Here is a 24,054-nt window from a genome sequence, read left to right on the forward strand (position 1 = left end):
ACCCCCGGCGGGAGACGGTGGCTGGCCAGATGGGCCCGCCCCCGCCCGGCCGGAAGGCTGGGACCATGCATCTGTTCCACGACACCCACCACCGGCCCCGCCAGGCCTTACTCCTGCTGCTCGGCCTGACGCTCGGATTCCTCACCGCCGCCGTCCCCACGGCCCGGGCCGCCCAGTCCCCCACCCCCGAACGGCAGTTGGCGCGGTCGGCGAAGCCGCTGGACGACCTGCGGCCGCTCGGCCGTATGGTCGGCCCGGCGGACATCGTGGGCCTGGGCGAGGCGACGCACAACTCGCACGAGTTCTTCGCGGCCAAGCGGCGCGTGTTCCAGTACCTCGTCGAGGAGAAGGGCTTCACCACCTTCGCGCTGGAGACCGCCTGGTCCTCGGGGATGCGGATCAACGCCTATGTGCTGCGCGGCGAGGGCGACCCCGAGCGGATCGCCCGCGAGGAGTTCCAGGGCTCGTACGCGATGTGGGAGACCCGCGAGTACCTGGACCTGATGCGCTGGATGCGCGGCTACAACCTGCGCCACGCCCGCAAGGTCCAGTTCATGGGCGACGACATGGGGTACGCGGGCCCGGAGCTCTTCGACCGGGTGAGCGCCTACACCGCGCGGCACTTTCCCGACCTGCTGCCCGAGCTCACCGCCCTCTACAAGGACTCCCGGCCCACCGAGGGCGTCGGCGCCACCATGGACGCCATGATCGAGCGCCCGCTCGCCGACCGCAGGCGGCAGGCCGACGAGGTGCGCCGGGCCTACGACCTGCTGAGCCGGCGCCCGGGGACGGACCGGGCCGAACACGCCTGGGTCCTCCAGTACGCGCGCACCATCGCCCAGACCGGCGCCCTGTGGTCCTTCGACTTCTTCGACCCGGACCAGCTCAAGGAGTCCCGGCTCTTCCGCGACCGGGTGATGGCCGAGAACACCGTGTGGTGGCAGCGCCGGACCGGCCACAAGATGCTGCTGTCGGCGCACAACGGGCATGTGGCGTACGCCCCGACGCTCTCGGGCGAGTACCCGAAGGCCCAGGGGGCCTACATCCGGGAGCTGGCCGGGGCCGCGTACATGAACATCGGCTTCACCTTCGGCCAGGGGTCGTTCAACGCGCTCGACCTGAACGACCCCGCCGAGCCGATCCGCGAGTTCACCGTCGGGCCGCCCGCGCCGGGCAGCAACGAGGAGGTCCTGGAGCGGGTCTCGCCGCGCGACTACTACCTCGATCTGCGCCGGGTCGCGGACCCCGCGAAGGCGTGGCTGGCCGCCTTCCGGCCGACGCGCTCCATCGGCAACTCCTGGCCCCAGGACGCGGAACAGATCCGGCTCGGCCCCTCCTTCGACGTCCTGGTGCACCTGCACCGGGTGACGGCGGCGCACCGGCTCTGACCTCCCCGGTCACCCCCCGCTCGCTCCCGCGTTCGCGTCCCTTCTGCGATGTCCTGCGTATGGTCAGCCCTCCGGTCCCGGCGGGACGATGTGAGGCCCACCCCCGCCCCATCGTCAGCGAACGGACCGGAGGGCCACGCCATGGCGGACATCGGAGTCGAGCCGTACAGAGAGATCACCTTCGACGCGGACGGCGACGCCGCCCCGGCCGGGCGGACCGCCCTCGCGGAGCTGGACGTCACCGATCTGGTGGTGTTCTCGCACGGCTGGAACAACACCCCGTCCGTCGCGACCGACCTGTACCGCCGCTTCTTCGCCCCCTTCCCCGCCCTGCTGGCCGGGGCGGGCGGGGCGGCCGCCGGGGTGCGCCTGGGATACGCGGGCGTGGTCTGGCCCTCCATCCGCTTCGCCGACGAGGACATCCCCGACTTCCCCCACACCGCGCTCGCCGCCGAGCCGTGCGCCGGTCTGGACCCGGCGACCACGGACGCCCTCAAACGGGCCTTCCCCGGGCACGACGCCACGGTGGACGCGCTGGCCGGACTGCTCGACGAACGCCCCGACGACGAGGAGGCGCTACGCCGCTTCGGGACGCTGACCCGCCGCCTGGTGGCCCAGGAGGCGCAGTCGCCCGGCTTCGCGGCCGACACCGTGGACCATCCCGGCGGCGGCGCGGTGCTCCTCACCGACGACCCGCTCGGGCTGTACCGGCAGTTCACGCTCGCCCTGCGCACCACCGGTATGCGGGTCGAACCGGGCCCGGCCGGACCCTCGTTCTCGCTGGGCCGCTCCCTCAAGCACCTGTGGGACGGCGCCAAGGAGGTGCTGCGCCAGACCACGTACTACGAGATGAAGCGCCGCTCGGGAAAGGTGGGGCAGCTCGGGCTCGGGCCGCTGCTCGGGGAGCTCGCCCGGGCCAGACCGGCGGTGCGGGTGCACCTGGTCGGGCACAGCCAGGGCGGGCGGCTGGTGGCGTTCGCGCTGAAGGGGCTGCCGGAGGGGGTGCGCAACGTCAGGTCGGTGACCCTGCTCGAAGGGGCCTTCTCGCACTACGCGTTCGCGGAGCGGCTGCCCTCCGGGCTGCGCGGGGCGGGCGCGCTCGCGGCCCTCCAGCGGCGGGTCGACGGCCCGGTGGTCTCCTGCTACTCGCGTTTCGACACCGCCCTCGCGGTGATCTACCCGCTGGCGTCCAGGCTGGCCGACGACTACCAGGGCGTGCTGGAGCTCGACCGCCGCTGGTGGGCGATCGGCCACGACGGCATCCAGTCGGTGGCCCCGTGCACCGAACTCACCCTGGCGGAGGTCCTGCGCGACGGGGTGCCCGCCTCGGGCTGCGTGAGCGTGAACGTGGAGTCGGTGGTCCGGGCGGGCGGCCCTCCGGCGGGCGCCCACTCGGACATCTGCCACCCGGAACTGGCGCGGGTGGTGCTGGCGGCGGGAAGAATCGGCTGCTCGTAGGCGCATGGGATCGCGTCCAGGGCCCCGCGCCCCTTCACCGCTCGGGGGCGCGGGGCTGTGTCGTTGTCGTGCGGCTCCGCCGCGTGGCCGCGTCCAGGTGTCCACGGCCCGCGGCCGGACGGCGGCTCACCGATGCGAGGCGAACTCCACCACCTGCTGATAGGTGGGCCGGTTCTGCCAGTTGACCGACTGATGGCTGATCCCGCCCAGCGGCCGCTGAACGATGGAGTCGGCACACCACTGATCCCCGGCAGAACACCCCGCGTCCCCGGGATACACCTGCGCGGGCGTCTTGGCGGCGGCCTGCTTCAGCGTGGCGAGCAGCGTGTCACGGCAGTCGGAGAGCTTCCCGTCGCCGCAGTACGTACGGGCCAGCGGCCCCCGCACGGACTCCCCCAGCACCGTACGCAGGTCCTTGTCCGCATAGCTCCACCAGCCGCTCTGGAACGCGGATCCCGCGTGCGCTCCGGTCGGACCGTGCCCGGCCGAGGGCGCCTCGTCCACGGACAGGACCGAGGTGAGCGCCGCGTACAGCCCGTCCCCGAGCCCCGGCCGGAACACTCCCTCGATCATCAGCGGCCACCAGGCGTCCATCAGCCGCACCGCGTCGGGGTGGGTGTAGGTGCGCGAGCCCTGGGAGGTCTCCCTGCGCTGGGACCCGTCCGCCCTCCACGACTCCAGCTGCTGTACGGCGGTTGTCAGTTGGGGATCGGTGACGGGGGCACTGCGGAGCACCTTCAGGAGCTCGGGCAGCACGTCCTCGCCCCGCAGATCGGTGACGGCGGCCTGCGCCATGGCCCGGGTGAGCGCGGCACGGGTCACCCCGCCCTGGGCGACCAGCGCCCCGACCCGGTCGTCGAGGAGGTCGCCCCGGTGCACCGAGCCGTGGCCGAACCCGGCGGAGGTGTACCCCTGGGCCTGCTTGTTGTTCCAGGAGATGTAGTAGTCCTGCCCCACCGACTGCGGGTGCTGGGCGGGCGGGGTGTAGTCGGCGGTGTTGTACGTCGGGTCGTAGCCCTGCCACTCGTAGGCGCGGTCGGCGGCTATCGGCAGCGAGGGGTCGACGGCCGGATTGCGCACCGGGTTCTTGCCGCTGTTGTAGTAGGCGGCCGTGCGGGAGTCCGCGTAGAACCAGTTGAAGGCGTAGTCGACGTGCTGGGCGGCCTGCTGGAAGGTGGCCGCGTCCTTGACGAAGCCCGGGTCGTTGAACATCTGGAAGCCGATGATCGAGTCGGCGTCGTGGCGGTAGGTCGAGCGCAGCGAGGTGTACGCGACCTGTTTGCCGCCGACCTTGGCGCGGGCGGTGACGATGCCGTAGTTGGTGCGCCACACCCGCATCCGGTAGGAGCCGGCGGCCGTGTTGTCGGCGGTGGTGGGCTTCCAGGCGTTGGCCTTCTCCAGCTTCTCCATCGGGGTGCACACGCCCCGCCAGAGGTAGTGGGCGTCGTCCTGGCAGAGTTCGACGGTGTAGGTGTCGGTGATGTCCTGTCCGGCGGAGGTGGCCGACCAGGCGTAGTCCTGGCCCCGGCCGAGCTGGACGTACATCCCGACGCCCGCGAAGGAGGCGCCCCGGGCGCTGATGCCGGGCCCCTGGATCTCCTGGAGCATCAGCAGCTGGGGCGCGAAGTAGCCGGTCTGCGGGCCGAAGACGGCGACCGGGTTGCCGCTCGCGGTGCGGCTGCCGGAGACGAGCAGCGCGTTGGACATCCCGCGCGGCCCGCCGATGTCGAAGCCGGGCACGGCGCCGTTGTCGAAGATCCCCTTGAGCGGCTTCAGCCGCTCCGGGACGCGCACTTCGGCCCTGGCCCCGGTGACGGCCGAGCCGGTGCGGTCGTAGACGAGCTGTTCGGGGACGACCGTGCCGGGGTCGGGCATCGCGGTGCCCTGCGGGTTCGCGGGCTTCGTCGCGTACGGGAAGCTCGTGCCGTCGTGGACGGTGAGGACGGCCTCGGGGTCGTTGCGCTCGCGGAAGGACTCCCACACCTTGGTGCCCTCGACGACGCCGTACCTGGCCTGGGCTGCCTGGAGGGAGAGCGCGGCCTGCACCTCGCCGCCACCGCCCCCGCCGAAGAGCCCGCCGACGACGGAGGCGAGCGCGATCAGGTCGGTGAGCTTGAACGGCTGGATCTCGCCGATGTTGGTGATGGCGTCGATCTTGCCGGTGAGGACGTACTCGCCGGGGAAGTAGCGGCCGTCCTTGGCCTGCTCGGCGTAGGCGTTGATGCCGTCCACGTACGCCTGCGCGTCGGCCATCGCCTGTTCGCCGCGCGGCCCGTTGGTGGTGCGGATCCGGTCGACCTGCGCCTGGAGGTCGGCCTCGGTGTACGGGGCCTGTGGCCAGAACTCCTGCTCCAGGCCCTGGTTGGCGAGCGCGCCGCCCGCGAACGAGGTGAGCTCGCCACGCCCGATGTGCCGGAACAGGTCCATCAGCCAGAGCCGGTCCTGGCCGGCGGCGTACCCGGCGCCGTACTCGGTTCCGTAGCGGGTGGTGCCCTTGATGTGCGGGACGCCGGTGGCCCTGTCGCGGGTGATGGTGACGTCGGGGCGCGGTGAGCTGGTGGAGGCCGCCTGACCGCTGGGCACCCCGAAGGAGGCGTCGTTGAAGAAGGCGTTGAGCTTGTCGTCGGTGAGCGAGGACTGGCCGGCCACCAGCGCGTCGTACTTGCCGAGCTGGTCGTCGCTGTGCGCGGGATGGGTGCCGAAGGCCTTGTTGCCGAGGATCTCGACGAGGGTGGCGTTGCCGTTCTCGCCGGGCGGCAGGATGTCGGCGCACCGCCCGAGGCAGTAGTCGCCGTTGGGGGGTTCGGCCGCGCCCGCCTGGCTGAGGGGGGCGAGGAGGGCCGCCGAGAGGGCCATCACGGTGGCGGCGGTGGCGGTTCTGAGCCGTGCGGTGGGTCGTCGCATGCGTGCTCCTAGGGAGGACCGATGCGGCGGAGGTTACTGAGGGGTACCGCAGGAGGGAAGATGAACACACGTCACCTTTCCCGAACGTGCGTGACCTCCCCGGAATCCCCACAGGGCGACGGGGTGGGGCGCTCGCGGCACTTCGGGGGCGTGCGACGGATTTTGGTCAGCGCCGTCTGATGGGGCCCATCCGATTTTCGATGGAGCCGGATCGGGTAGCCGTACGTCCATTCCTCGACGCCGAGCATTCGCCGAAGTACGAGCGACGGAGGTGGCAGGGCCATGGCTGGATTCCGAAGCCTTGCGAGACAGGTACGCGATCCACAGAACGATCTCGCACTGCGCCGGTACTCCCTGCGCAAGTGCCTTGAACGGTTCGCCCCTTATGGACACCGGGCGACCTGGGACCACTTGTGCGCCAGGCATCGCATCGGGCCCGAGGACCGGGCCCCCGATCCGGCGCGGCTGGTGGCCGCGCTCGACGAGCTGGAGGCGGCGCGGGCCGTCTGGCTCCGGTACGAAGCGGAGTTCGCCGCCCGCAGGAAGCGGGAGAAACACGCCGGTCTGCGGATCCCGGGCTCCTTCGACGACTGGCACCGGCGCACCTGGGGCGGTTTCGGGGTGGCGTGGTGCGAGGATCCGTCGGTGCACCCGGCGCAGCCGCTGGCCGAGGTGCTCCGGCGGATCATCGCGGCCCTGCGGACGGTGCCGGGCTCCGCCTGCCCGGTGTGCGAGGGGCAGCGGCTGGTGTGGCAGCGCGATCTGGCCCACGACCCGTGGTGCGGCCCGGTCTGCACCGGCTGCGGCATCCTGGTGCCCCAGCCGGTGCTGACCGCCGAGGCGCTGGTGCGGGCCAAGGCGGTCCGGCACCGGGAGCTGGCGTCGGTGGCCTGAGACTCGCGGGGGCGGACGCGGCCGGGGCCGTGCCGTGCCGCCCCCGCGTGGTCGGGGCGAGCACGGCCGCTCGGGGCCGCGGGGTCCGTACGGCTAGCAGGCCGTGCACGAAGCGGGGTCGGGCGCGGGCGCGGCCCGCTGCTGCTTCCTGCGCTCGGGCAGCAGCCGCGAGCCGGTGAGGCGCTCGCCGGAGATGTCGTCCGGGTTGGACAGGACACAGGTCTCCAGCGACAGGCAGCCGCAGCCGATGCAGTCGGTGAGGTGGTTGCGCAGCCGGTTGAGCTGCTTGATGCGCTCGTCGAGCTCGGAGCGCCAGGCCTCGGAGAGCCGCGCCCAGTCCTCGCGGGTGGGGGTGCGCTCCTCGGGGAGTTCGGCGAGGGCGTCGCGGATGGTGGCCAGCGGGATGCCGACGCGCTGGGCGGCCCGGACGAAGGCGACCCGGCGCAGCACGTCACGGCTGTAGCGGCGCTGGTTGCCCGAGGTGCGGCGGCTGCTGATCAGGCCCTTGGACTCGTAGAAGTGCAGGGCGGACACGGCCGCCCCGCTACGGGCGGAGAGCTGACCGACCGTGAGTTCATGGACCTTCTCCGGAATCTGCGGCACTCCTCGAACCCTACTGCGCGGGCGGATCACCGTTGACAGCGGGCACTGGCCCCAGCATGCTGAGCAAGCGCTTGGACAGTGGAGGCGCAAAGACAGCCGAAGCATGCGAGAGAGGCAGGAACCGGGCATGGCAGAGCCGAGGATCTTCACCTCCGCCGACGAGTTGAAGGCCGGAGTGGGCGAGCCCCTCGGGTACAGCGACTGGCTGGAGATCGACCAGCGCCGCATCGACCTGTTCGCCGATGCCACCGGGGACCACCAGTGGATCCACGTCGACCCGGAGCGTGCGGCGGCCGGGCCGTTCGGGACGACCATCGCGCACGGCTATCTGACGCTCTCGCTGCTGCCCGCGCTGGTACCGCAGGTGCTGCGCGTGGAGGGCATGAAGATGGGCATCAACTACGGCACCGAGAAGGTCCGTTTCCCCGCCCCGGTGCCGGTCGGCTCCCGGCTGCGGGCCACGGCGGTCCTCACCGACGTGGCGGAGGCGGGCGGCGGTGTGCAGGTGACCGCGAAGGTCACGGTCGAGCGCGAGGGCGGCGAGAAGCCGGTGTGCGTGGCGGAGTCGGTGTCGCGGTACTTCTTCTGAGGGCGTGGGCTCACCTGCGGGCGGCAGCGCCCCTAGGCGCCCGCCCCCACCATCCGCAGCACCAGGTCCGCGTAGAGCGCCCCCACCTCGTCCGGTGTGCGCCGGCCCTCCGTGTTGAACCAGCGGGCCACGTCGATGCAGAGCGAGAGGACCGCGAGCGTGGTGCCGGGGACGTCCGGCACGTCGAACTCGCCCGCCGCCACGCCCTCGTTGAGAATGCGCCGCACGGCCGCGTCGCTGCGCCGACGCAGCCCCACGATCTCGGTGCGGTGCTCCTCGCCGAGCGCGTCGAGCTCGTACTGGACCACGCGAGCCGTCATGTGGTGCCCGGCGTGCCACCGCACGAAGGAGCGCACGGCGTCCGCGAGGCGCTCGGCGGCGGTGCCCGGGGCGTCCGCCGCCGTCTCCAGGATCTCCAGGGCCTTGTCGTGGCCGATCCGGCTGATCCGGTGGAGCAGCTCTTCCTTGGTCTTGTAGTGGATGTAGAGCGCGGCCGGGCTCATCCCGGCGCGGCCCGCGATGTCCCGGGTCGTCGTGGCGTGGTAGCCGCGCTCCGCGAAGGCCTCCACGGCGGCGACGAGCAGCCTCCGGGCGGCCTCGGGCGTGACCTCGCCCCACGGCCTGTCCTCGCCCACCGCCATCTCCTCAGCCGCACCCATCGCCTGCCCCTTCCTTCGGACGAACACCATACCCCGAAGGTGAGCAAGCGCTTAGAGCCGGTGCCGCGGCACCGGCGTCACAGCTTCTGGAACGGGTCGTGCTCGGCGAGCAGCTTCTCCAGGCGGGCCTGGTCGACCCGGCTGACGATCTGCCCGGCCTCCTGGCGGTCGCGGACCACCTTGGCGAGCGTGAAGGCGGAGGTGACCAGGTACAGCACGGCTATGCCGAGGAAGCCGCGCACCCAGGCGTCGGCGTGGAGCCGGGTGATGCCGATGGCCGTGGCCCCGAGGGCGAGGGCGAAGGACGCGACGGCCTGTCCGTAGTACGCGGCCGTGTTCTGCTGCTTGACCGGTGTCTCACTCATGGGCCCAGCATGCGGCGCGGGTGTCCGGCGCCACATCCGCTCCCGTACTCAGGACGTACTCAGAAGGCCGAGACGCCCGTCTCCGCGCGGCCGATGATCAGCTTCTGGATCTGGCTGGTGCCCTCGTACAGCGTCATCACGCGCGCGTCGCGCAGCAGCTTGCCGACCGGGTACTCGTCGATGTAGCCGTAACCGCCGTACACCTGGAGGGCGTTGTTGGCCGCGCGCACGGCGGCCTCGGAGGCGAAGAGCTTGGCCTTGGAGGCGGCGGTGGCGAACTCCTCGCCCCGGTCGATGAGATCGGCGACCCGCCAGGTGAGCAGCCGGGCAGCGTCCACGTCCACGGAGATGTCGCTGATCAGCTCCTGGACCAGCTGGTAGTGCGCGATGGACCGGCCGAACTGCTCGCGCTGCCCGGCGTACGCCACCGCCGCGTCCAGCGCCGCGCGGGCGATGCCGACGCAGCCGGCCGCCACCGACATGCGCCCCTTGGCCAGCTCGGACATGGCGATCGAGAACCCCTTGCCCTCCGGTCCGAGCAGCGCGTCCGCGGGCAGCCGGACGTCCTGGAGGACCACCTCGGCGGTCGCCTGGCCGCGCAGGCCGAGCTTGCCGTGGATGGCGCGCCTGCTCAGACCGGGGGTGTCGGCCGGCACCAGGAAGGCGGAGACGCCGCGGTGCCCCGGGGTGTCGTTGGTGCGGGCGAAGAGCAGCACCACATCGGCCCAGGTGCCGTTGGTGATGAACATCTTGGAGCCGTTGATCACGTAGTCGCCGCCGTCGCGGACCGCGCGGGTCGCCAGGTTCCCGGCGTCCGAGCCGGTCCCGGGCTCGGTGAGCCCGAAGCAGCCCAGCGCCTCGCCGGAGGCCAGCCGGGGCAGCCAGGCGCGCTTCTGCTCCTCGCTGCCCCAGTGCGCGAGGGTCTTGGCGACCAGGCCGAGGGAGACGGAGACGATGCCGCGCACCGAGGAGTCGCCGCGCCCGAGCTCCTCGGTGACCAGGCAGTACGCGAGGTGATCGCCGCCGGAGCCACCGTACTCCTCGGGGAGGGTGAGGCCGAGGAACCCGAGCGCGCCCAGCTTCTTCACGATCGACTTGTCGACGTTCTCGGCCCGGTCCCAGGCGGCGGCGTACGGGGTGACCTCGCGGGCGACGAAGTCCTCGGCGAGCCGCCGCACCGCGGCCTGCTCCTCGCTCAGCTCCAGGTTCATCCCGCTCGCACCCCAGGTAGTCCGGGCGGCCGGTCGGCCACCATTTAATTACCACTGCTAGTTTTCCATGCGCACGCCTACTATGTGCCGCATGGCCCGACCGCGCAAGCCCCTCCTCAGCCACGACCGCATCGTCGCGGCGGCGAGCGCGCTCGTGGACGCCGAAGGGCTCGCGGCCGTCTCCACCCGCCGCCTCGCCGCCGAGCTGGGGGTGAGCGGGCCCTCCCTCTACAACCACTTCCGCACCAAGGACGAGATCCTGGAGGCGGTGGCGGACGCGACTTCGGCCCAGGTGGACCTGGCGATGTTCGAGGAGGGCGACGGCCGGGACTGGCGCACCGCGCTGCACGACTGGGCCCTCTCCTACCGGGCCGTTCTCAGCCGCCACCCCCACATCGTCCCGGTGCTCGCCCAGGGCCCCGGCCGCCGCCCGGCGGGGCTGCGGCTCGCGGACGCGGTCTTCGGCGGGATGGTCGCGGCGGGCTGGCCGCCCGCCCAGGCCACCCGCATCGGCGCCCTGATGCGCTACTTCGTCATGGGCTCGGCCCTGGGCTCGTTCGCCCGCGGCTTCGTGGCCGACGAGAGCGCGTACGACCCGGCCGACTACCCCCATCTCGGCCAGGCCCATCTGCTGGCCGAGCGCCAGGAGGAGATCGACGAGGGCGCGTTCGAGACCGGGCTGCGGGCCCTGCTCGACGGGCTCCAGGCGCAGTACGACGCGCTGCCCGGCCGCCCCCGCCCCCTCGCCCGCGGTTCGGCCCCGGCCGAACGGTGACAGCGGCATCCTTGGGGTATGACCACCACCACGGGATCCGGACTGGCGGCGTTCGCCGCGCTGCTCGCCGACGAGACCCGCGCGGCCTTCTGCCTGGCGCTCCTGGACGGGCGCGCCTGGACGGCCGGCGAGCTGGCGCGGCACGCGAAGGTCGCCCCCTCCACGGCCAGTGAGCACCTGGGCAAGCTGGTCGCGGGCGGCCTGCTCCGCGAGGAGCGGCAGGGGCGGCACCGGTATGTGTGCCTGGCCGACGCCGGGACCGCCCATCTCGTCGAGGAGCTGGCGGCCCGGACCTCGGCGCCGGACAGGCCCCGCACCCTGCGGGCCGCCTCGGCGGGCAGCGCGATGGCCCGCGGGCGCACCTGCTACGACCACCTCGCCGGCCGCCTGGGCATCGCCGTCACGGACGCGATGACGGTACGGGGGCTGCTCACCCAGGACGCCGGGTTCGCCCTGACGCGTGAAGGGGTGCGCTGGTACGGGGAGTTGGGGCTCGACCTCTCCCCCGGCGGCAAGCGCCCGCTGGTGCGCTCGTGCCTGGACTGGACCGAGCGCCGCCCGCATCTGGCCGGAGTGGCCGGGGCCGTGCTGTGCGCGCACGCGCTGGAGGCCGAGTGGTGTGTACGGATCGGGTCCGAGCGGGCGGTGCGGGTGACGCCCGCGGGCGAGGAGGCGCTCTCGGAGCTGCTCGGCGTGGAGAAGGCGAGCCTGCGGTGACCCGGCGGGCGCGGACGACGGTTCGGCGAGCGCCGAACCGTCGCGGCCGTACCGTCGGCACATGACGAACTCCTCGCACCCCGGGCGCCGTTGCGAAGGCCTCGCCCTCGCCGCCGCCGGAGTCTCCGTGGTGCTGTGGGCCTCGGCCTTCGTGTCGATCCGCAGCGCCGGTGACGCCTACTCGCCCGGGGCGCTCGCCCTGGGCCGGCTGCTCTCGGGCACCGTCGTGCTCGGCGTGCTCATGGCCGTCCGGCGCGAGGGGCTGCCGCCGCGGGCCGCCCGGCGCGGCACAGCGCTCTCGGGCCTGCTGTGGTTCGGGCTCTACATGGTGGTGCTGAACTGGGGCGAGCAGCGGATCGACGCGGGGACGGCCGCGATGGTCGTCAACATCGGCCCCGTCCTGATAGCCCTGCTCGGCGCCCGCTTCCTCGGCGAGCGGCTGCCGCCCCGGCTGGTCGCGGGCATGGGCATCTCGTTCGCGGGCGCGGTGGCGGTCGGTCTGTCGATGTCCGGCGAGGGCGGCGCCAACGCCCTCGGGGTGGCGCTGTGCCTGCTGGCGGCGGTGGCGTACGCGGCCGGGGTGGTGGCGCAGAAGCCCGCGCTCGCCCATGGCAGCGCGCTCCAGGTGACCTTCTTCGGCTGCCTGGTGGGGACCGCGGTCTGCCTGCCGTTCGGCGGGCAGCTCGTGAGTGAGGCCGCCCGCGCCCCGGCCTCGGCGACCCTCACCATGGTCTGTCTGGGCGTCTTCCCGACCGCGCTCGCCTTCACCACCTGGGCGTACGCCCTGGCCCGTACGACGGCGGGCCGGATGGGCGCGACCACCTATGCGGTGCCGACGCTGGTGGTGCTGATGTCCTGGCTGGTGCTGGACGAGGTCCCCGCCGGGCTCACTCTTCTCGGCGGCGCCCTCTGCCTCGCGGGTGTGGCGGTCTCCCGCTCCCGCCCCCGGCGCCGTACGGACCGTACGGAAGCCGTGGGTGCGGGCGTCCCCGTGGCGCCGGAGCCGGAGACCGCGGCCGGCTGGAAGACCCCCCTCTAGAAGAGCACCAGGGCCCGGCCGCCCTTGCCCGCCAGCATGTTCTCGAAGGCGGCGGGGATCCCGTCGAGCCCGATCCGCTCCGAGACCATCGCCCCCAGGTCGAGCCGCCCGGCCCGCACGTGCTCGGCGAGCACCGGCAGATCGCGGGCCGGGTCGCTGTTGCCGTAGACGCAGCCCGAGAGCGTACGGCCCCAGTGGAAGATCTCCAGGGCGTTGAAGGAGACCTGCTGGTCCTTGCCGCCGATGCCGACGACCGTGGTGCGCCCGCCGCGCCGGGTGGACTCCCAGGCGGTACGGATGGTCACCGCGCGCCCGACGCACTCCACGGCCACGTCCACGCCGTGGCCGCCGGTCAGCTTGCGGATGTCCTTGGCGGTCGTCTCCGAGGCCACGACGAAGTCGGTTGCGCCCGCCCGCCGGGCCAGCTCCTCCTTGGCCGGGGAGACGTCGACCGCCACGATCCGCGCGGCGCCCGCGATGCGGGCCGACTGGAGGGTGGCCAGGCCCACGCCGCCGACGCCGAACACCGCGACCGTCTCGCCCTCGCGCACCCGGGCGGAGTGGTGGATCGCGCCGTAGCCGGTGAGGACCGCGCAGCCGAGGAGGGCGGCCTCGGTGAGCGGGATGCCCTCGGGCAGCGGCAGCAGGCAGTTCTCCGCCACCACCGTCTCCTGCGCGAACGCGGCGACGTTGAGACCGGGGTGGAGGTCGGTCCCGGCCGCGGTGCGCGCGTACACCGCGCCGGCGCCGTTGAGCGCGTTCACGCAGAGCCACACCTCGCCCAGCGAGCAGGGGTGGCACGTGCCGCACGAGGGCGCCCAGTTGAGGACGACGCCGTCGCCCGGCGCCACCGAGGCGACCCCCTCGCCGACGGAGACGACCGTGCCCGCACCCTCGTGGCCGAGGACGGCGGGGACCGGCACGCGCATGGTGCCGTTGGAGAGCGACAGGTCGGAGTGGCAGACCCCGGCGGCGGCGAGGCGGACCCGCACCTGGCCCGGGCCGGGCTCGGGGAGTTCTATCTCGGTGACCTCCAGCGGGGAGCCGATGGAGGGAAGGACGGCGGCGCGGACCACGATGCTGCTCCCGGGTTCGGAAAAAGGCGATCGGAAAGGCGACAGGGGCGGGGCGTCGGAACTGCGGGGCCTCAGGCTGAGGGGCTTCAGGGCTGCGGAGTCGCAGAACCGCTCAGAACTGAAGGGACTTGGTCTGGAGGTACTCGGTCAGGCCGTGCGGGCCGAGCTCGCGGCCGACGCCGGACTGCTTGTAGCCGCCGAACGGGGCCAGCGGGTTGAACCTGCCGCCGTTGATGTCCACCTGGCCGGTCTCCATCCGCCGGGCGAAGGCCACGGCCTCGGCCTCGTCCCCGGCCCAGACCGCGCCCGCGAGCCCGTACACCGTGCCGTTGGCGATCCGCAGGGCGTCCTCCTCGTCCTGGTAGCGCAGCAGCGTCAGGACCGGACCGAAGATCTCCTCCTGGGCGATGGTCATCTCGGGGGTGACGTCGGCGAAGACGGTGGGCGCCACGTAGTAGCCCCGCTCCAGCGGTGCCTCGGCGCCGCCCGCGACGAGGCGGGCGCCCTCGGCCACCCCCTTGGCGATGTAGCCGCGCACCCGCTCCCGCTGCCTGGCGCTGACCAGCGGGCCGACGCGGTCACCCGCCGGGTACTTGGCGACGGCGGCCCCGGCGAGCTCCACCGCCTCCTCGTACCGGTCGGTGTGGACCAGCATCCGGGTCCAGGCGCTGCACGTCTGCCCGGCGTTGCTCATGACGTTGGCGACGCCGACGGCGACCGCCTTGGCGAGGTCGGCGGAGGGCAGGACGACGTTGGCGGACTTGCCGCCCAGCTCCAGGGCGACGCGCTTGACGGCCCCGCCCGCCGTGGCGCCGATCCGGCGGCCCACGGCCGTGGAGCCGGTGAAGGAGACGAGGTCGATGTCCTCGTGCGCGGCGAGCGCCTGGCCCGCGACCGGGCCGAGCCCGGTGACCAGGTTGAACACCCCGGCGGGCAGCCCCGCTTCGTGGACCGCCTCGGCGAAGAGCCGCGCGGTGAGCGGAGTGTCCTCGGCGGGCTTGAGCACGACCGTGCAGCCCGCGGCGAGCGCCGGGGCGACCTTGGCGACGATCTGGTGCAGGGGGTAGTTCCAGGGCGTGATCGCGCCGACCACGCCGACCGGCTCGTGGAAGACCGTCGAGTTCCCGATCCGCTCCTCGAAGGCGTACGAGGCGGCGAGTTCGGCGTACGAACCGGCGACCGCGATCGGCAGGCCGACGTGCACCTGCTGGGCGAACTGCGCGGGCGCCCCGAGCTCGGCGGTGACGGTCTCGGCGATCTCGTCCTTGCGCGCGGCGAGCCGGTCGCGCAGGGCGGCGATCAGCGCGGCGCGCCCGGCGGGCGGAGTCGCGGCCCAGCCCGGCAGCGCCGCGCGGGCCGCGCGCACCGCCGCGTCGACGTCCTCGGCGGTGCCCGCCGGGACGTGGGCGATGACCCGTTCGTCCGCCGGGTTCACCACGGCGATCGTGTCGCCGCCCGCGGCGGGCGTCCACCGGCCGTCTATGTACATCCCGTCGTGGGCGTTCATCGCACTCCTCCTGGGTCTGGGACAGTGCACCCAAACTAGCGCCGGTAGTTTTCCGGCACCAGGGCCACCTGCGGTCGGGGGCGCCGGAAGGAGGTTATGCGGTCCGGCCCGGGCCCCGGACGGCGGTCAGGTGGGCGAAGACCACGACATTGCTCTCGTAGCCCTTCTTGCGGTCGAACTTGCCGCCGCAGGTGATCAGCCGCAGCTCGGGCCGGTTCCGCGCGCCGTACACCTCCTCGTCGGGAAAGCCCGCCTTGTCGTACTTGCGGACCGCGTCCACCGTGTACACGGCCGTCCTGCGGTCGGCCCGGCGGACCTCGACGAGCCGGCCGGGCCGCAGCATCGCGAGGTTGGCGAAGACGGCCGCCCCGGTGCGGGTGTCGCGGTGGCCCACGGCGACGGCCGTGCCCGTCTCGCCCGGGGTGGGCCCGCCCTGGTACCAGCCGACCAGCTTGGGGTCGTCGACCGGCGGCGTGGCCAGGCGGTGCGCCCGGTCGAGGCCGAGGCCGACGACCGGCGCCCGCAGGCTGAAGTACGGGATGGCGAGGCCGGTCGCCCGGGACGGCGGCAGCGGCCGGGGCGGGCGGGGCGCGGCCCGGGGCCCGGCGGACCGGCCGCGCCCGCCCGGGACGGGGCGGCCCGCCCCCGGCTTGGCCCCCGCCACGCCCGGGGGCGCGGACGCCCCCGGGTGCTGCTCGTCCCCGTCGCCCCCCGTGGGGGCCGAGGGCGCCGTCGCGCCCCCGGCCCCCGGCGTGCCCATGACGACCGGTGCGACCGACCCGTCGTCCTGGGCCCACCAGACGCCGCCGACGACCAGGGTCACGGCCAGCGCCGCCGTCCGCGTCAGCCGGTAGGCGCGGGAGTGGTGGAGGGGCCTGGGGGGACCGTTACGCGGCGCCATGCGGGCGCCGGCGCAGCCGTCGCACGAAGAGCGCCCCGGAGAGACCGATCAGGCCGAGGGCCGCGGCGCCCGCCGCCGGGGAGACGCCGTCGCCGGAGCCGCCGTCGTTCCCGGCCAGACCGCCGCCGCCGGCGTTGGGGCCGCCGTTGGGCAGGATGCTCCTGGGGACGCCCGAGGGGCCGGTGACCGGGCTGCAGTCGACCTTGAAGACCTTCGTCTTGCCGGGGCCGGTGGCCCCGACGACGTTCCAGGTGAGCTTGTACTGGCCGTCCGGGAGGGTCAGCGGCAGGGTGTGGCCGACGCCGGTGGGCAGCGGGATGGCGCCGTTGAGGGTCGCGCCGCCCGCCCGCAGCGGCTGCGTCTGGATCGACCAGCTGATGTTCTGCTTCGGGTCGAAGTTGAACCCGTCGAGGTAGAACCCGCAGACCTTGGGCTCGTCGCGCTGGTCGGTGAACGGGGTGCCCAGGTTGTGGATCTTCACGTCGCCGTTGGCGCCGGGGGCGGCGTGGGCGGCGGGCGCCCCGGCCAGGACGGCTCCGGCCAGCCCGAGGGCGAGGGCCGCGGCGGCGGTGGCGGCGGGGCGGCGGACGGTGGGGCGCGGAGGTGAGGAGGCAGGCATGCGCTTTCCTTCGAGTCAGATTGTCATATAAATCGACCTTTCGTCTGACTCTCTTTCACATCCGCCCGGCGAAACGGCGGAGCAGCGCCGGACGAACCGCCCGATGTCGCCCGTCCGGCGCAGCGCCCCCTCCCCGCGCCCCGCTCCCGCGCCCCCGTCAGACGATCCCGAAGAGGATCCCGGCACCGAGGACCACCAGCGAGGTGAGCGCCGCCCACTTCACCGTGAACCGGGTGTGGTCGCCGAACTCGACCTTGGCCATGCCCACCAGGACGTACACGGCCGGAACCAGCGGGCTCGACATGTGCAGCGCCTGTCCGACCAGCGAGGCGCGGGCGATCTCCACGGAGGAGACGCCGTGCGCGGCCCCGGCCTCCGCGAGGACCGGCAGGACGCCGAAGTAGAAGCCGTCGTTGGACATGAAGTACGTGAGCGGCAGGCTCAGCACGCCGGTGACCAGCGCCATGTGCGGGCCCATGGCGTCGGGTACGGCGCCGACCAGCCAGTCGGCCATGTGCTTGACCATGCCGGTGCCGTTGAGGACCCCGGTGAAGACGGCCGCCGCGAAGACCATGCCCGCCACGTTGACGACGTTCTCGGAGTGGGCGGCGATCCGGGCCTTCTGGTCCGGCATGTGCGGGAAGTTGACGGTGAGCGCGAGCGCCGCGCCGAGCAGGAACAGCACCGGGATCGGCAGCAACTCCATGATCATGGCGGTGAGCAGCACCACGGTGAGGGCCGCGTTGAACCAGTACAGCCTCGGGCGCAGCGTCGCGCGCCCGGCGTCGAGTCCCTGGAAGCCGTCGGTCCCGGACGCCTGCCCGCCCCCGCCGGATACGGCCGGGCGCGGCGGCTCGGAGCCGCCCGCCGCCACCAGGACGCTCTCGCTCTCCGGCTCCAGGACCTCGTCGAGCGTGAGGTGGCCGAGCCGTGCGCGCTCGCGGCGGCCCAGCGCGTACGCCAGGACGAAGACCGCCACCAGGCCGACCGCGAGGGCCGGGATCATCGGGACGAAGATGTCGGACGCGTCGAGCTTGAGGGCGGTGGCGGCGCGGGCGGTCGGGCCGCCCCAGGGCAGGGTGTTCATCACGCCGTTGGCGGTGGCGGCGACTCCCGTCATCACCACCAGGCTCATGCCCAGCCGCTTGTAGAGCGGGTACATCGCGGAGACCGTGATCATGAAGGTGGTCGAGCCGTCGCCGTCGAGGGAGACGATGGCGGCGAGCACCGCCGTACCGACGACCACCCGCACCGGGTCGGCCTTGCAGAACCGCAGGATGCCGCGGACGACCGGGTCGAAGAGGCCGACGTCGATCATCACCCCGAAGTAGATGATCGCGAACATCAGCATCGCGGCGGTGGGGGCGAGTTTGCCCACGCCGTCGACCACGTAGTCGCCGAGGTGGGCACCCTTGCCCACGAAGACGCAGAAGAGGGCGGGGATCAGAACCAGCGCCGCGATGGGCGACAGCTTCTTCAGCATGATCAGCACCAGGAAGGTCGCGATCATGGTGAAGCCGAGGACGGTCAGCATGGAGGACACCTAACGTTCACCCTTGAACTCCCACCAGGGGGCTGGCGGTGCGGATGACGTTAGGGCGGCCCTTCCGGCGTCAGCAAGACGTTGACGTGTGAGCAATACGAGCAAAACCCCAGGTCAACGAAGTGCGACGGCCTACGGAGTGCGACGGTCGGCGGGTGCGGCGGTCAGCCGAGTGCCACCAGCCCGACCGGGAAGCCGTTGAGCACCGCCGTCCCCGACAGCGGGTCGAGCCGCGAGCCGTCGAGCAGTTGGTTGACGTTGACCCCGGGCCGTCCGGCGGCGACCCCCAGCCGGGTCTGCGGGCGGTCGTGGCCCCAGCCGTGCGGCAGGCTGACGACCCCGGCGCGGACCGAGTCGGTGATCTCCACGGGGGCCGTCACCTCGCCGCCGTCCGCCGTGACGCGGACGAGGCCGCCCTCGCGCAGGCCGAGGCGCGCCGCGTCCTCGGGGTGGACGTGCAGGGTGCAGCGGTTGGAACCGCCGTTCAGGGAAGGGATGTTGTGCAGCCAGCTGTTGTTGGAGCGCAGATGCCGCCGGCCGACCAGGACGAGCCCGTCGGGGCGCGCGTCCAGCGCCGCGCGCAGCCGGGGCAGGTCCTGGGCGATCGGGGCGGGCAGCAGCTCGATCCGCCCGCTGCGGGTCCGCAGCACCTGCGGCAGCCGCGGCCGCAGCGGCCCGAGGTCGATGCCGTGCGGGTGGGCGAGCACCCGCTCCAGGCTGAGGCCCTCGGGGTCGGCGCCGAAGCCGTCGCCGTACGGGCCGAGCCGCAGCATCATGTCCAGACGCCGCTCGGGGCCGCTCTCACCGGTCAGTTGCGCGGCGAGCTCCTTGGCGTCGCGTCCGTGCACGGCCGCGTGCGGGTCGGCCACGGCCTTGGCCAGGGTGCGCTCCACGACCATCGCGTCCACGGAGTCCGGCGGGGCGCCGTGCATCCCGGTCGCCGCCAGGACGAGCCGGGCATGGATCTCGCACTCGTCGAGCGCGCCCTCGGCGAGCGGCACGGCGGGGCGGGTGTAGCGGACCTGGTTGCGTACGGCCAGGGCGTTGAAGGCGAAGTCGAAGTGGGCGCTCTGCGAGGGCGGCGGCGGGGGCAGCACGACGTCGGCGTGGCGCGAGGTCTCGTTGAGGTACGGGTCCACGCTGACCATGAAGTCGAGGCCGTCCAGCGCGCGGTCGAGCCGGTCGCCGTCGGGGGCGGAGAGCACCGGGTTCGCCGCGCACACGATCAGCGCCCGGATCTGCCCCTCCCCCAGGGTCTCGATCTCCTCGGCGAGGGCCGCGGCGGGCAGCTCCGACTTGGCCTCGGGGTGACCGCCGACCCGGCTGCGCCAGCGGCCGATCTCGAAGCCCCGGCCGGGCCCGGCCGGGCGCGGGGCGCGGTCGGTGGCGGAGAGCGGGAAGAGCGCGCCGCCGGGCCGGTCCAGGTTGCCGGTGAGGATGTTGAGGACGTCGACGAGCCAGCTGGCCAGGGTGCCGTGCTCCACCGTGCAGCTGCCGATGCGGCCGTAGACGGCGGCGGCGGGCGCCGCGGCGAGTTCGCGGGCGAGGGCTCGGATCTCGTCCGGGTCGAGGTCGCAGGCCGCCCCGACCGCGTCGGGGGTGAACTCCCTTACGGCCTCCTCGACTTCGGCCAGCCCCTCCACCACGTCCGCGAGTCCGCCGGGCGAGGTCAGCTTCTCCTCGAACAGGACGTGGGCGAGCGCGGCGAGCAGCAGCGCGTCGGTGCCGGGACGCGGGGCGAGGTGGCGGTCGGCCAGCTTCGCGGTCCGGGTGCGGCGCGGATCGACGACCGTGAGGGTGCCGCCGCGCGCCCGCAGCGCCTTGAGTCTGCCGGGGAAGTCCGGCGCGGTGCACAGACTCCCGTTGGACTCCAGGGGGTTGGCGCCGAGCAGCAGCAGATGGTCGGTGCGGTCGAGGTCGGGCACCGGAATGGCGAACGGGTCGCCGAAGAGCAGCCCGCTGGAGACGTGCTTGGGCATCTGGTCGAGGGTGCTGGCGGTGAAGAGGCTGCGGGTGTGCAGGGCGCCGAGCAGTACGGGCGGATAGAGGGCGCCGGCCATGGTGTGGACGTTGGGGTTGCCGAGCACCACCCCGACGGCGTCTGCGCCGTACGTCTCGACGACCGGCCGGATCCGCTCCGCGACCAGGTCGAACGCCTCGTCCCAGGTCGCCTCCACCAGCCGCCCGTCGCGGCGGACCAGGGGCGCGGTGAGCCGGTCGGGGTCGGCGTCGACCTCCCCGAAGGAGGCGCCCTTGGGGCAGATGAACCCCCGGCTGAAGACATCGTCCCGGTCGCCGCGGGCACCGGTGACCCGGGTTCCCTCGATGGTCAGGGTCAGCCCGCAGGTGGCTTCGCAGAGGGGACAGATGCGCAGTGCGGACATGGGGGTCCTCCCGGGGGCGGCGGCGGGTGACGCTCGGGCGGTCCGAGCATACCGACCGGTAGGCATGGTGGCGAGGGCCGCGGGAGGCCGTCCCCGCGCCCGGGGGTCGCCGGCTCAGCCCAGGGTCCGGGCCAGATACGCGTGCAGCAGCTCCCGGGTCTCGGAGACGATGCCCGCATCCCCCGCCGGGTCGGTGCGGAAGGCGAGCCGCAGCAGGGCGTCCGCCGCCTCGACCGCGACCAGGATCGTCAGGCGCAGCTCCGCGTCGGGGGCGCGGCCGAACTGGGCGGGGAGCAGTTCGGCGAGCCGCTCGGCCAGCAGGTGGTTGGCGTCGGCGGCGGGGTCGGCGACCGGCTGCGGGCCGCCGAAGTCCACCAGGTTGAAGCCGGGCACGGTCTTCTTCAGGACCAGGTACTCGTCCAGCACCGCGTCGACCGCCCCGCGCCAGTCCTCGGGCTCGATGGTGGCGAGCCGGGCGCCGACGATGTCCGCGAACCGGTCGAGGTTGCGGGCGGCGAGCGCCTCCGCGAGCGCCCGCTTGTTGCTGAAGAAGCGGTACACCGAGCCGATGGGCACGCCCGCCCGCTGGGCCACGGCCCGGGTGGAGAGGTCGTCGTAACCGGTCTCGTCCAGGAGCTCGGCGCAGGCGTCCAGGATCCGGGTGAGGCGCTCGGCACTGCGCTGCTGCACGGGGGCGCGGCGGAGATTCGCATGGGGCACGGCCCCATCATGCCGCGCTCGGCCGGTTCTGCCGTTGACGCGGTCCGATCCGAATCCTACGGTGACCCATAGGATTGCAGGATTCTTCAGCGGCGGGAGCGGCGGATGACCACCAGCAGCGAGCAGGCAAGGAAGACGGCGCAGACGCTGTCGTACTCCCCCGGGTTCGGTAACGAGCACAGCTCCGAGGCGGTTCCCGGCGCCCTGCCGCATGGCCGGAACTCGCCGCAGCGCGCCCCCCTCGGGCTCTACGCGGAGCAGCTGAGCGGTTCCGCGTTCACCGAGCCGAGGGCGCACAACCGCCGCTCCTGGCTGTACCGGATCACGCCGTCCGCCGCCCACCCCGCCTTCGTCCGCGCCGACAACGGCCGTCTGCGCAGCGCGCCCTTCACCGAGACCGTGCCCGACCCCAACCGGCTGCGCTGGAACCCGCTGCCGGAGCCGGCGGCCGGCACGGACTGGCTGGCGGGCCTGTGGACGCTGGGCGGCAACGGCGACGCCACCCAGCGCACCGGCATGGCCGTGCACCTCTACCACGCCAACGCCTCCATGGACCGGGTCTTCAGCGACGCGGACGGCGAGCTGTTGATCGTCCCCGAGCGCGGCGGGCTGCTGCTGCGCACCGAGTTCGGCCTGCTCGCGGCCCGCCCCGGCGAGATCGCGCTGATCCCCCGCGGGGTGCGCTTCCGCGTCGAGCTCCTCGACGAGACGGCCCGCGGCTATGTGTGCGAGAACTACGGACAGCCCTTCCAGCTCCCCGACCTCGGCCCGATCGGCGCCAACGGCCTCGCCAACGCCCGGGACTTCCTCGCCCCGACAGCGGCGTACGAGGAGGCGGAGGGCCCGGTGGAGGTGGTCAACAAGTTCTGCGGCAACCTGTGGACCGCGACGTACGACCACTCCCCGCTCGACGTCGTCGCCTGGCACGGCAACCACGTCCCGTACGTGTACGACCTGCGCCGCTTCAACGTCATCGGCACCATCTCCTACGACCACCCGGACCCCTCGATCTTCACGGTCCTCACCTCCCCCTCCGACACCCCCGGCCTCGCGGGCGTCGACTTCGTGGTCTTCGCGCCGCGCTGGCTGGTCGGCGAGGACACGTTCCGGCCGCCGTACTTCCACCGCAACGTGATGAGCGAGTACATGGGCCTGATCGAGGGCGCCTACGACGCGAAGGCGGAGGGCTTCGTGCCGGGCGGGGGCTCGCTGCACAACATGATGTCGGCGCACGGGCCCGACCGGGAGACGTTCGACCGGGCGAGCGCGGCCGAGCTGAAGCCGCAGAAGATCGACGACGGTCTCGCGTTCATGTTCGAGACGCGGTGGCCGGTGACCGCGACGGAGCAGGCGGCGTCGGCCGAGCACCTCCAGCGGGGGTACGACGACGTGTGGCGGGGGCTGGAGCGCCACTTCCGCGCGTGACCCGCGCGGCCGTCCCGGCGCGGCCGGTGCGCCCGGTGCGGCGCCCGGTGCGCCCGGCGCTCCGCCGCCGGATCCTGCCGGTGCCCCGCCGCCGGATCCTGAGCCGCACCTTCCGCCGCGCCCCGGAGCCTGATACGGAATGCCCGTGACCTCCTCGACCCCCGCAACGCCCCCGGCCTCCTCCTTCGCCCCGGACTCGCTGGTCCTGAACCGCAAGCTGCCGCTGTGGTACCAGGTCTCGCAGTCCCTGCGCGCCTCCATACTGGGCCGCACTCCCGACGCTTCGCTGCGGCTGCCCACCGAGGAGCGGCTGGCCGCGCACTACGGCGTGAGCGTGCTGACCATGCGGCAGGCGCTGAAGGAGCTGGAGGAGGAGGGGCTGATCACCCGGCACCGGCGGCGCGGCACGTTCATCGAGCCGGCCGCGCGGCGCGGGGCGCCGGTGCGGCTGCTCGGCTCGATCGACGCGATCGTGGCGCAGCAGTCGGGCGAGCCGACGACGGTGCTGGGGCACGGCACGGAGCCGGTGCCGGGGGAGCTCGCGGAGTACTTCCCCGACTGCGACTCGGTCGTCACCTACCGCCGGCTGCGCCGCGACGGGGAGAGTGGCGAGCCCACGAACTGGGCGGAGAACGCCGTCCGGCCCGAACTCGCGGCCGGAATCGACGTCCGCGACCTCGAACGGTGGCCGATGACGAAGGTGCTGCGGGATTCGGTGGGGGTGCGGATCAGCCGGATCACGGACACGGTGGAGGCCAGGCTGGCGGACCCCCGCACGGCAGAACTCCTGGAGGTCCCGCTGCTGTCCCCGATCCTGCACTACACGGGGGTGTCGTACGACGCGTCGGGCCGGGTGGTGGACGTGGCCCGCATCCGGTACCGGGGGGACCGCTTCTCGTTCTCGGTGACGGTGGAGGCTTCGCGGTAGCGGGGCGATGTCATGACGGCGGTTTGCTCTGTGGCTGAGCCCGCCCGGGCTCTCGTCTGCGGACCGGTGGTGGGTTGCCCGCGCAGTTCCCCGCGCCCCTCTTGGCCCGGCTCTCGTCTGCGGACCGTGCGTGGCCGAGCGCGCGGTTCCCCGCGCCCCTAGGTACTCAGGGGCGCGGGGAACTGCGCGAGCAAGCCACCACCCGCCCGCAGACGAACAACACCCCGGAGGCACCCCGAGCGGCGCGAGCACCCCCACCCCGCGGGTGGACCCGACCGGGGCGCAGGGGCGGAGCCCCGCCAGGGGGCCGGGGGCGGGGCCCCCGGAGAACGGCATTACCCCGCGCCCA

The 24,054-nt window shown here is 73.3% G+C and carries 21 protein-coding genes; 9 read left to right on the forward strand and 12 right to left on the reverse strand.

Translation table 11 applies throughout. The annotated features are described in order from the left end of the window. Positions 1 to 65: 65 nt before the first annotated feature. Complete coding sequence (locus tag ACZ4MU_RS15950; RefSeq protein WP_467876135.1) at positions 66 to 1,388, forward strand: erythromycin esterase family protein; 1,323 nt, start codon at positions 66 to 68, stop codon at positions 1,386 to 1,388. 141 nt (positions 1,389 to 1,529) lie between these two features. Beyond that, entirely contained in the window at positions 1,530 to 2,846 is a 1,317-nt protein-coding gene (locus ACZ4MU_RS15955) for a lipase family protein (RefSeq protein ID WP_467876137.1), read from the forward strand. A gap of 126 nt (positions 2,847 to 2,972) precedes the next feature. Here ACZ4MU_RS15955 and ACZ4MU_RS15960 read toward each other — a convergent pair whose 3' ends face one another. Next, the gene (locus ACZ4MU_RS15960; protein ID WP_467876140.1) at positions 2,973 to 5,750 is read right to left on the reverse strand and encodes a penicillin acylase family protein; all 2,778 of its coding nucleotides are present in this window, start codon (positions 5,748 to 5,750) and stop codon (positions 2,973 to 2,975) included. Between the two features lie 282 nt (positions 5,751 to 6,032). On the opposite strand from ACZ4MU_RS15960, the gene ACZ4MU_RS15965 reads away from it, so the two are divergent. After that, the gene (locus tag ACZ4MU_RS15965; RefSeq protein ID WP_467876143.1) at positions 6,033 to 6,644 is read left to right on the forward strand and encodes a hypothetical protein; all 612 of its coding nucleotides are present in this window, start codon (positions 6,033 to 6,035) and stop codon (positions 6,642 to 6,644) included. A gap of 93 nt (positions 6,645 to 6,737) precedes the next feature. Here the strand turns inward: ACZ4MU_RS15965 and soxR are convergent, their stop codons facing one another. After that, the gene (gene soxR / locus ACZ4MU_RS15970; RefSeq protein WP_467876146.1) at positions 6,738 to 7,247 is read right to left on the reverse strand and encodes a redox-sensitive transcriptional activator SoxR; all 510 of its coding nucleotides are present in this window, start codon (positions 7,245 to 7,247) and stop codon (positions 6,738 to 6,740) included. A 127-nt stretch (positions 7,248 to 7,374) separates the two neighbouring features. On the opposite strand from soxR, the gene ACZ4MU_RS15975 reads away from it, so the two are divergent. Beyond that, positions 7,375 to 7,836 carry a MaoC family dehydratase gene (locus ACZ4MU_RS15975; RefSeq protein WP_467876148.1) on the forward strand — a complete coding sequence of 154 codons (462 nt, stop codon included), beginning with the start codon at positions 7,375 to 7,377 and terminating at the stop codon, positions 7,834 to 7,836. Positions 7,837 to 7,868: 32 nt separating this feature from the next. Here the strand turns inward: ACZ4MU_RS15975 and ACZ4MU_RS15980 are convergent, their stop codons facing one another. The 3 genes from ACZ4MU_RS15980 to ACZ4MU_RS15990 all read right to left on the reverse strand — a co-directional run bounded on the left by ACZ4MU_RS15980 (position 7,869) and on the right by ACZ4MU_RS15990 (position 10,071). Next, positions 7,869 to 8,495, reverse strand: a complete 627-nt coding sequence (locus ACZ4MU_RS15980; protein WP_467876151.1) for a TetR/AcrR family transcriptional regulator — start codon at positions 8,493 to 8,495, stop codon at positions 7,869 to 7,871. Between the two features lie 77 nt (positions 8,496 to 8,572). Beyond that, on the reverse strand, positions 8,573 to 8,860 hold the full coding sequence (locus ACZ4MU_RS15985) for a YiaA/YiaB family inner membrane protein (protein WP_358836023.1): 288 nt from the start codon (positions 8,858 to 8,860) through the stop codon (positions 8,573 to 8,575). 59 nt (positions 8,861 to 8,919) lie between these two features. Continuing rightward, positions 8,920 to 10,071: an acyl-CoA dehydrogenase family protein gene (locus tag ACZ4MU_RS15990; protein ID WP_467876154.1), complete on the reverse strand. Its 1,152-nt coding sequence runs from the start codon at positions 10,069 to 10,071 to the stop codon at positions 8,920 to 8,922. Between the two features lie 91 nt (positions 10,072 to 10,162). Here ACZ4MU_RS15990 and ACZ4MU_RS15995 point away from each other — a divergent pair, with 91 nt between their 5' ends. The 3 genes from ACZ4MU_RS15995 (at position 10,163) to ACZ4MU_RS16005 (ending at position 12,602) form a co-directional block, all read left to right on the forward strand. Then, positions 10,163 to 10,846 (forward strand): TetR/AcrR family transcriptional regulator, encoded by a 684-nt coding sequence (locus tag ACZ4MU_RS15995; protein ID WP_467876156.1) that lies wholly within the window; start codon positions 10,163 to 10,165, stop codon positions 10,844 to 10,846. An 18-nt stretch (positions 10,847 to 10,864) separates the two neighbouring features. Further along, a complete protein-coding gene (locus ACZ4MU_RS16000) occupies positions 10,865 to 11,563 on the forward strand; it encodes an ArsR/SmtB family transcription factor (protein WP_467876160.1) in 699 nt (232 codons plus the stop codon). Between the two features lie 61 nt (positions 11,564 to 11,624). Further along, positions 11,625 to 12,602 (forward strand): DMT family transporter, encoded by a 978-nt coding sequence (locus ACZ4MU_RS16005; RefSeq protein WP_467876162.1) that lies wholly within the window; start codon positions 11,625 to 11,627, stop codon positions 12,600 to 12,602. On the opposite strand, the gene ACZ4MU_RS16010 is transcribed toward ACZ4MU_RS16005, so the two are convergent. The 7 genes from ACZ4MU_RS16010 to ACZ4MU_RS16040 all read right to left on the reverse strand — a co-directional run bounded on the left by ACZ4MU_RS16010 (position 12,599) and on the right by ACZ4MU_RS16040 (position 21,352). Next, on the reverse strand, positions 12,599 to 13,681 hold the full coding sequence (locus tag ACZ4MU_RS16010; protein WP_467876366.1) for a Zn-dependent alcohol dehydrogenase: 1,083 nt from the start codon (positions 13,679 to 13,681) through the stop codon (positions 12,599 to 12,601). The two genes, ACZ4MU_RS16005 and ACZ4MU_RS16010, sit on opposite strands and share 4 nt — an antisense overlap. Positions 13,682 to 13,790: 109 nt before the next feature. Beyond that, entirely contained in the window at positions 13,791 to 15,185 is a 1,395-nt protein-coding gene (locus ACZ4MU_RS16015) for an aldehyde dehydrogenase family protein (RefSeq protein ID WP_467876165.1), read from the reverse strand. Between the two features lie 94 nt (positions 15,186 to 15,279). Beyond that, a complete protein-coding gene (locus ACZ4MU_RS16020) occupies positions 15,280 to 16,086 on the reverse strand; it encodes a class F sortase (RefSeq protein WP_467876167.1) in 807 nt (268 codons plus the stop codon). Beyond that, entirely contained in the window at positions 16,073 to 16,705 is a 633-nt protein-coding gene (locus ACZ4MU_RS16025; RefSeq protein WP_467876169.1) for a hypothetical protein, read from the reverse strand. The genes ACZ4MU_RS16020 and ACZ4MU_RS16025 overlap by 14 nt, the downstream gene beginning before the upstream one ends. Positions 16,706 to 16,862: 157 nt before the next feature. Next, entirely contained in the window at positions 16,863 to 18,239 is a 1,377-nt protein-coding gene (locus ACZ4MU_RS16030; protein ID WP_467876369.1) for a CitMHS family transporter, read from the reverse strand. Positions 18,240 to 18,412: 173 nt separating this feature from the next. After that, positions 18,413 to 20,632: a molybdopterin oxidoreductase family protein gene (locus ACZ4MU_RS16035; RefSeq protein ID WP_467876172.1), complete on the reverse strand. Its 2,220-nt coding sequence runs from the start codon at positions 20,630 to 20,632 to the stop codon at positions 18,413 to 18,415. A 114-nt stretch (positions 20,633 to 20,746) separates the two neighbouring features. Beyond that, positions 20,747 to 21,352, reverse strand: coding sequence for a TetR/AcrR family transcriptional regulator (locus ACZ4MU_RS16040; protein WP_467876173.1), 606 nt, complete (start codon positions 21,350 to 21,352; stop codon positions 20,747 to 20,749). A 105-nt stretch (positions 21,353 to 21,457) separates the two neighbouring features. Here ACZ4MU_RS16040 and hmgA point away from each other — a divergent pair, with 105 nt between their 5' ends. Both hmgA and ACZ4MU_RS16050 read left to right on the forward strand, forming a co-directional pair. Beyond that, entirely contained in the window at positions 21,458 to 22,777 is a 1,320-nt protein-coding gene (gene hmgA, locus ACZ4MU_RS16045; RefSeq protein ID WP_467876176.1) for a homogentisate 1,2-dioxygenase, read from the forward strand. A gap of 145 nt (positions 22,778 to 22,922) precedes the next feature. Continuing rightward, positions 22,923 to 23,705, forward strand: coding sequence for a GntR family transcriptional regulator (locus ACZ4MU_RS16050; protein WP_467876178.1), 783 nt, complete (start codon positions 22,923 to 22,925; stop codon positions 23,703 to 23,705). Positions 23,706 to 24,054 lie beyond the last annotated feature (349 nt).

The organism is Streptomyces sp. NPDC026377 (assembly GCF_055567715.1).

What these genes read in the sequence shown, in the direction of transcription:
- ACZ4MU_RS15960 (WP_467876140.1), bottom strand. Translation starts at nt 5,750, where the DNA reads ATGCGACGACCCACCGCACGGCTCAGAACCGCCACCGCCGCCACCGTG.
- ACZ4MU_RS15985 (WP_358836023.1), bottom strand. Translation starts at nt 8,860, where the DNA reads ATGAGTGAGACACCGGTCAAGCAGCAGAACACGGCCGCGTACTACGGA.
- ACZ4MU_RS15975 (WP_467876148.1), top strand. Translation starts at nt 7,375, where the DNA reads ATGGCAGAGCCGAGGATCTTCACCTCCGCCGACGAGTTGAAGGCCGGA.
- ACZ4MU_RS16020 (WP_467876167.1), bottom strand. Translation starts at nt 16,086, where the DNA reads ATGGCGCCGCGTAACGGTCCCCCCAGGCCCCTCCACCACTCCCGCGCC.
- ACZ4MU_RS16015 (WP_467876165.1), bottom strand. Translation starts at nt 15,185, where the DNA reads ATGAACGCCCACGACGGGATGTACATAGACGGCCGGTGGACGCCCGCC.
- ACZ4MU_RS16030 (WP_467876369.1), bottom strand. Translation starts at nt 18,239, where the DNA reads ATGCTGACCGTCCTCGGCTTCACCATGATCGCGACCTTCCTGGTGCTG.
- ACZ4MU_RS16035 (WP_467876172.1), bottom strand. Translation starts at nt 20,632, where the DNA reads ATGTCCGCACTGCGCATCTGTCCCCTCTGCGAAGCCACCTGCGGGCTG.
- ACZ4MU_RS15995 (WP_467876156.1), top strand. Translation starts at nt 10,163, where the DNA reads ATGGCCCGACCGCGCAAGCCCCTCCTCAGCCACGACCGCATCGTCGCG.
- ACZ4MU_RS15955 (WP_467876137.1), top strand. Translation starts at nt 1,530, where the DNA reads ATGGCGGACATCGGAGTCGAGCCGTACAGAGAGATCACCTTCGACGCG.
- ACZ4MU_RS15990 (WP_467876154.1), bottom strand. Translation starts at nt 10,071, where the DNA reads ATGAACCTGGAGCTGAGCGAGGAGCAGGCCGCGGTGCGGCGGCTCGCC.
- ACZ4MU_RS15980 (WP_467876151.1), bottom strand. Translation starts at nt 8,495, where the DNA reads ATGGGTGCGGCTGAGGAGATGGCGGTGGGCGAGGACAGGCCGTGGGGC.
- ACZ4MU_RS16000 (WP_467876160.1), top strand. Translation starts at nt 10,865, where the DNA reads ATGACCACCACCACGGGATCCGGACTGGCGGCGTTCGCCGCGCTGCTC.
- ACZ4MU_RS15950 (WP_467876135.1), top strand. Translation starts at nt 66, where the DNA reads ATGCATCTGTTCCACGACACCCACCACCGGCCCCGCCAGGCCTTACTC.
- hmgA (WP_467876176.1), top strand. Translation starts at nt 21,458, where the DNA reads ATGACCACCAGCAGCGAGCAGGCAAGGAAGACGGCGCAGACGCTGTCG.
- ACZ4MU_RS16025 (WP_467876169.1), bottom strand. Translation starts at nt 16,705, where the DNA reads ATGCCTGCCTCCTCACCTCCGCGCCCCACCGTCCGCCGCCCCGCCGCC.
- ACZ4MU_RS15965 (WP_467876143.1), top strand. Translation starts at nt 6,033, where the DNA reads ATGGCTGGATTCCGAAGCCTTGCGAGACAGGTACGCGATCCACAGAAC.
- ACZ4MU_RS16005 (WP_467876162.1), top strand. Translation starts at nt 11,625, where the DNA reads ATGACGAACTCCTCGCACCCCGGGCGCCGTTGCGAAGGCCTCGCCCTC.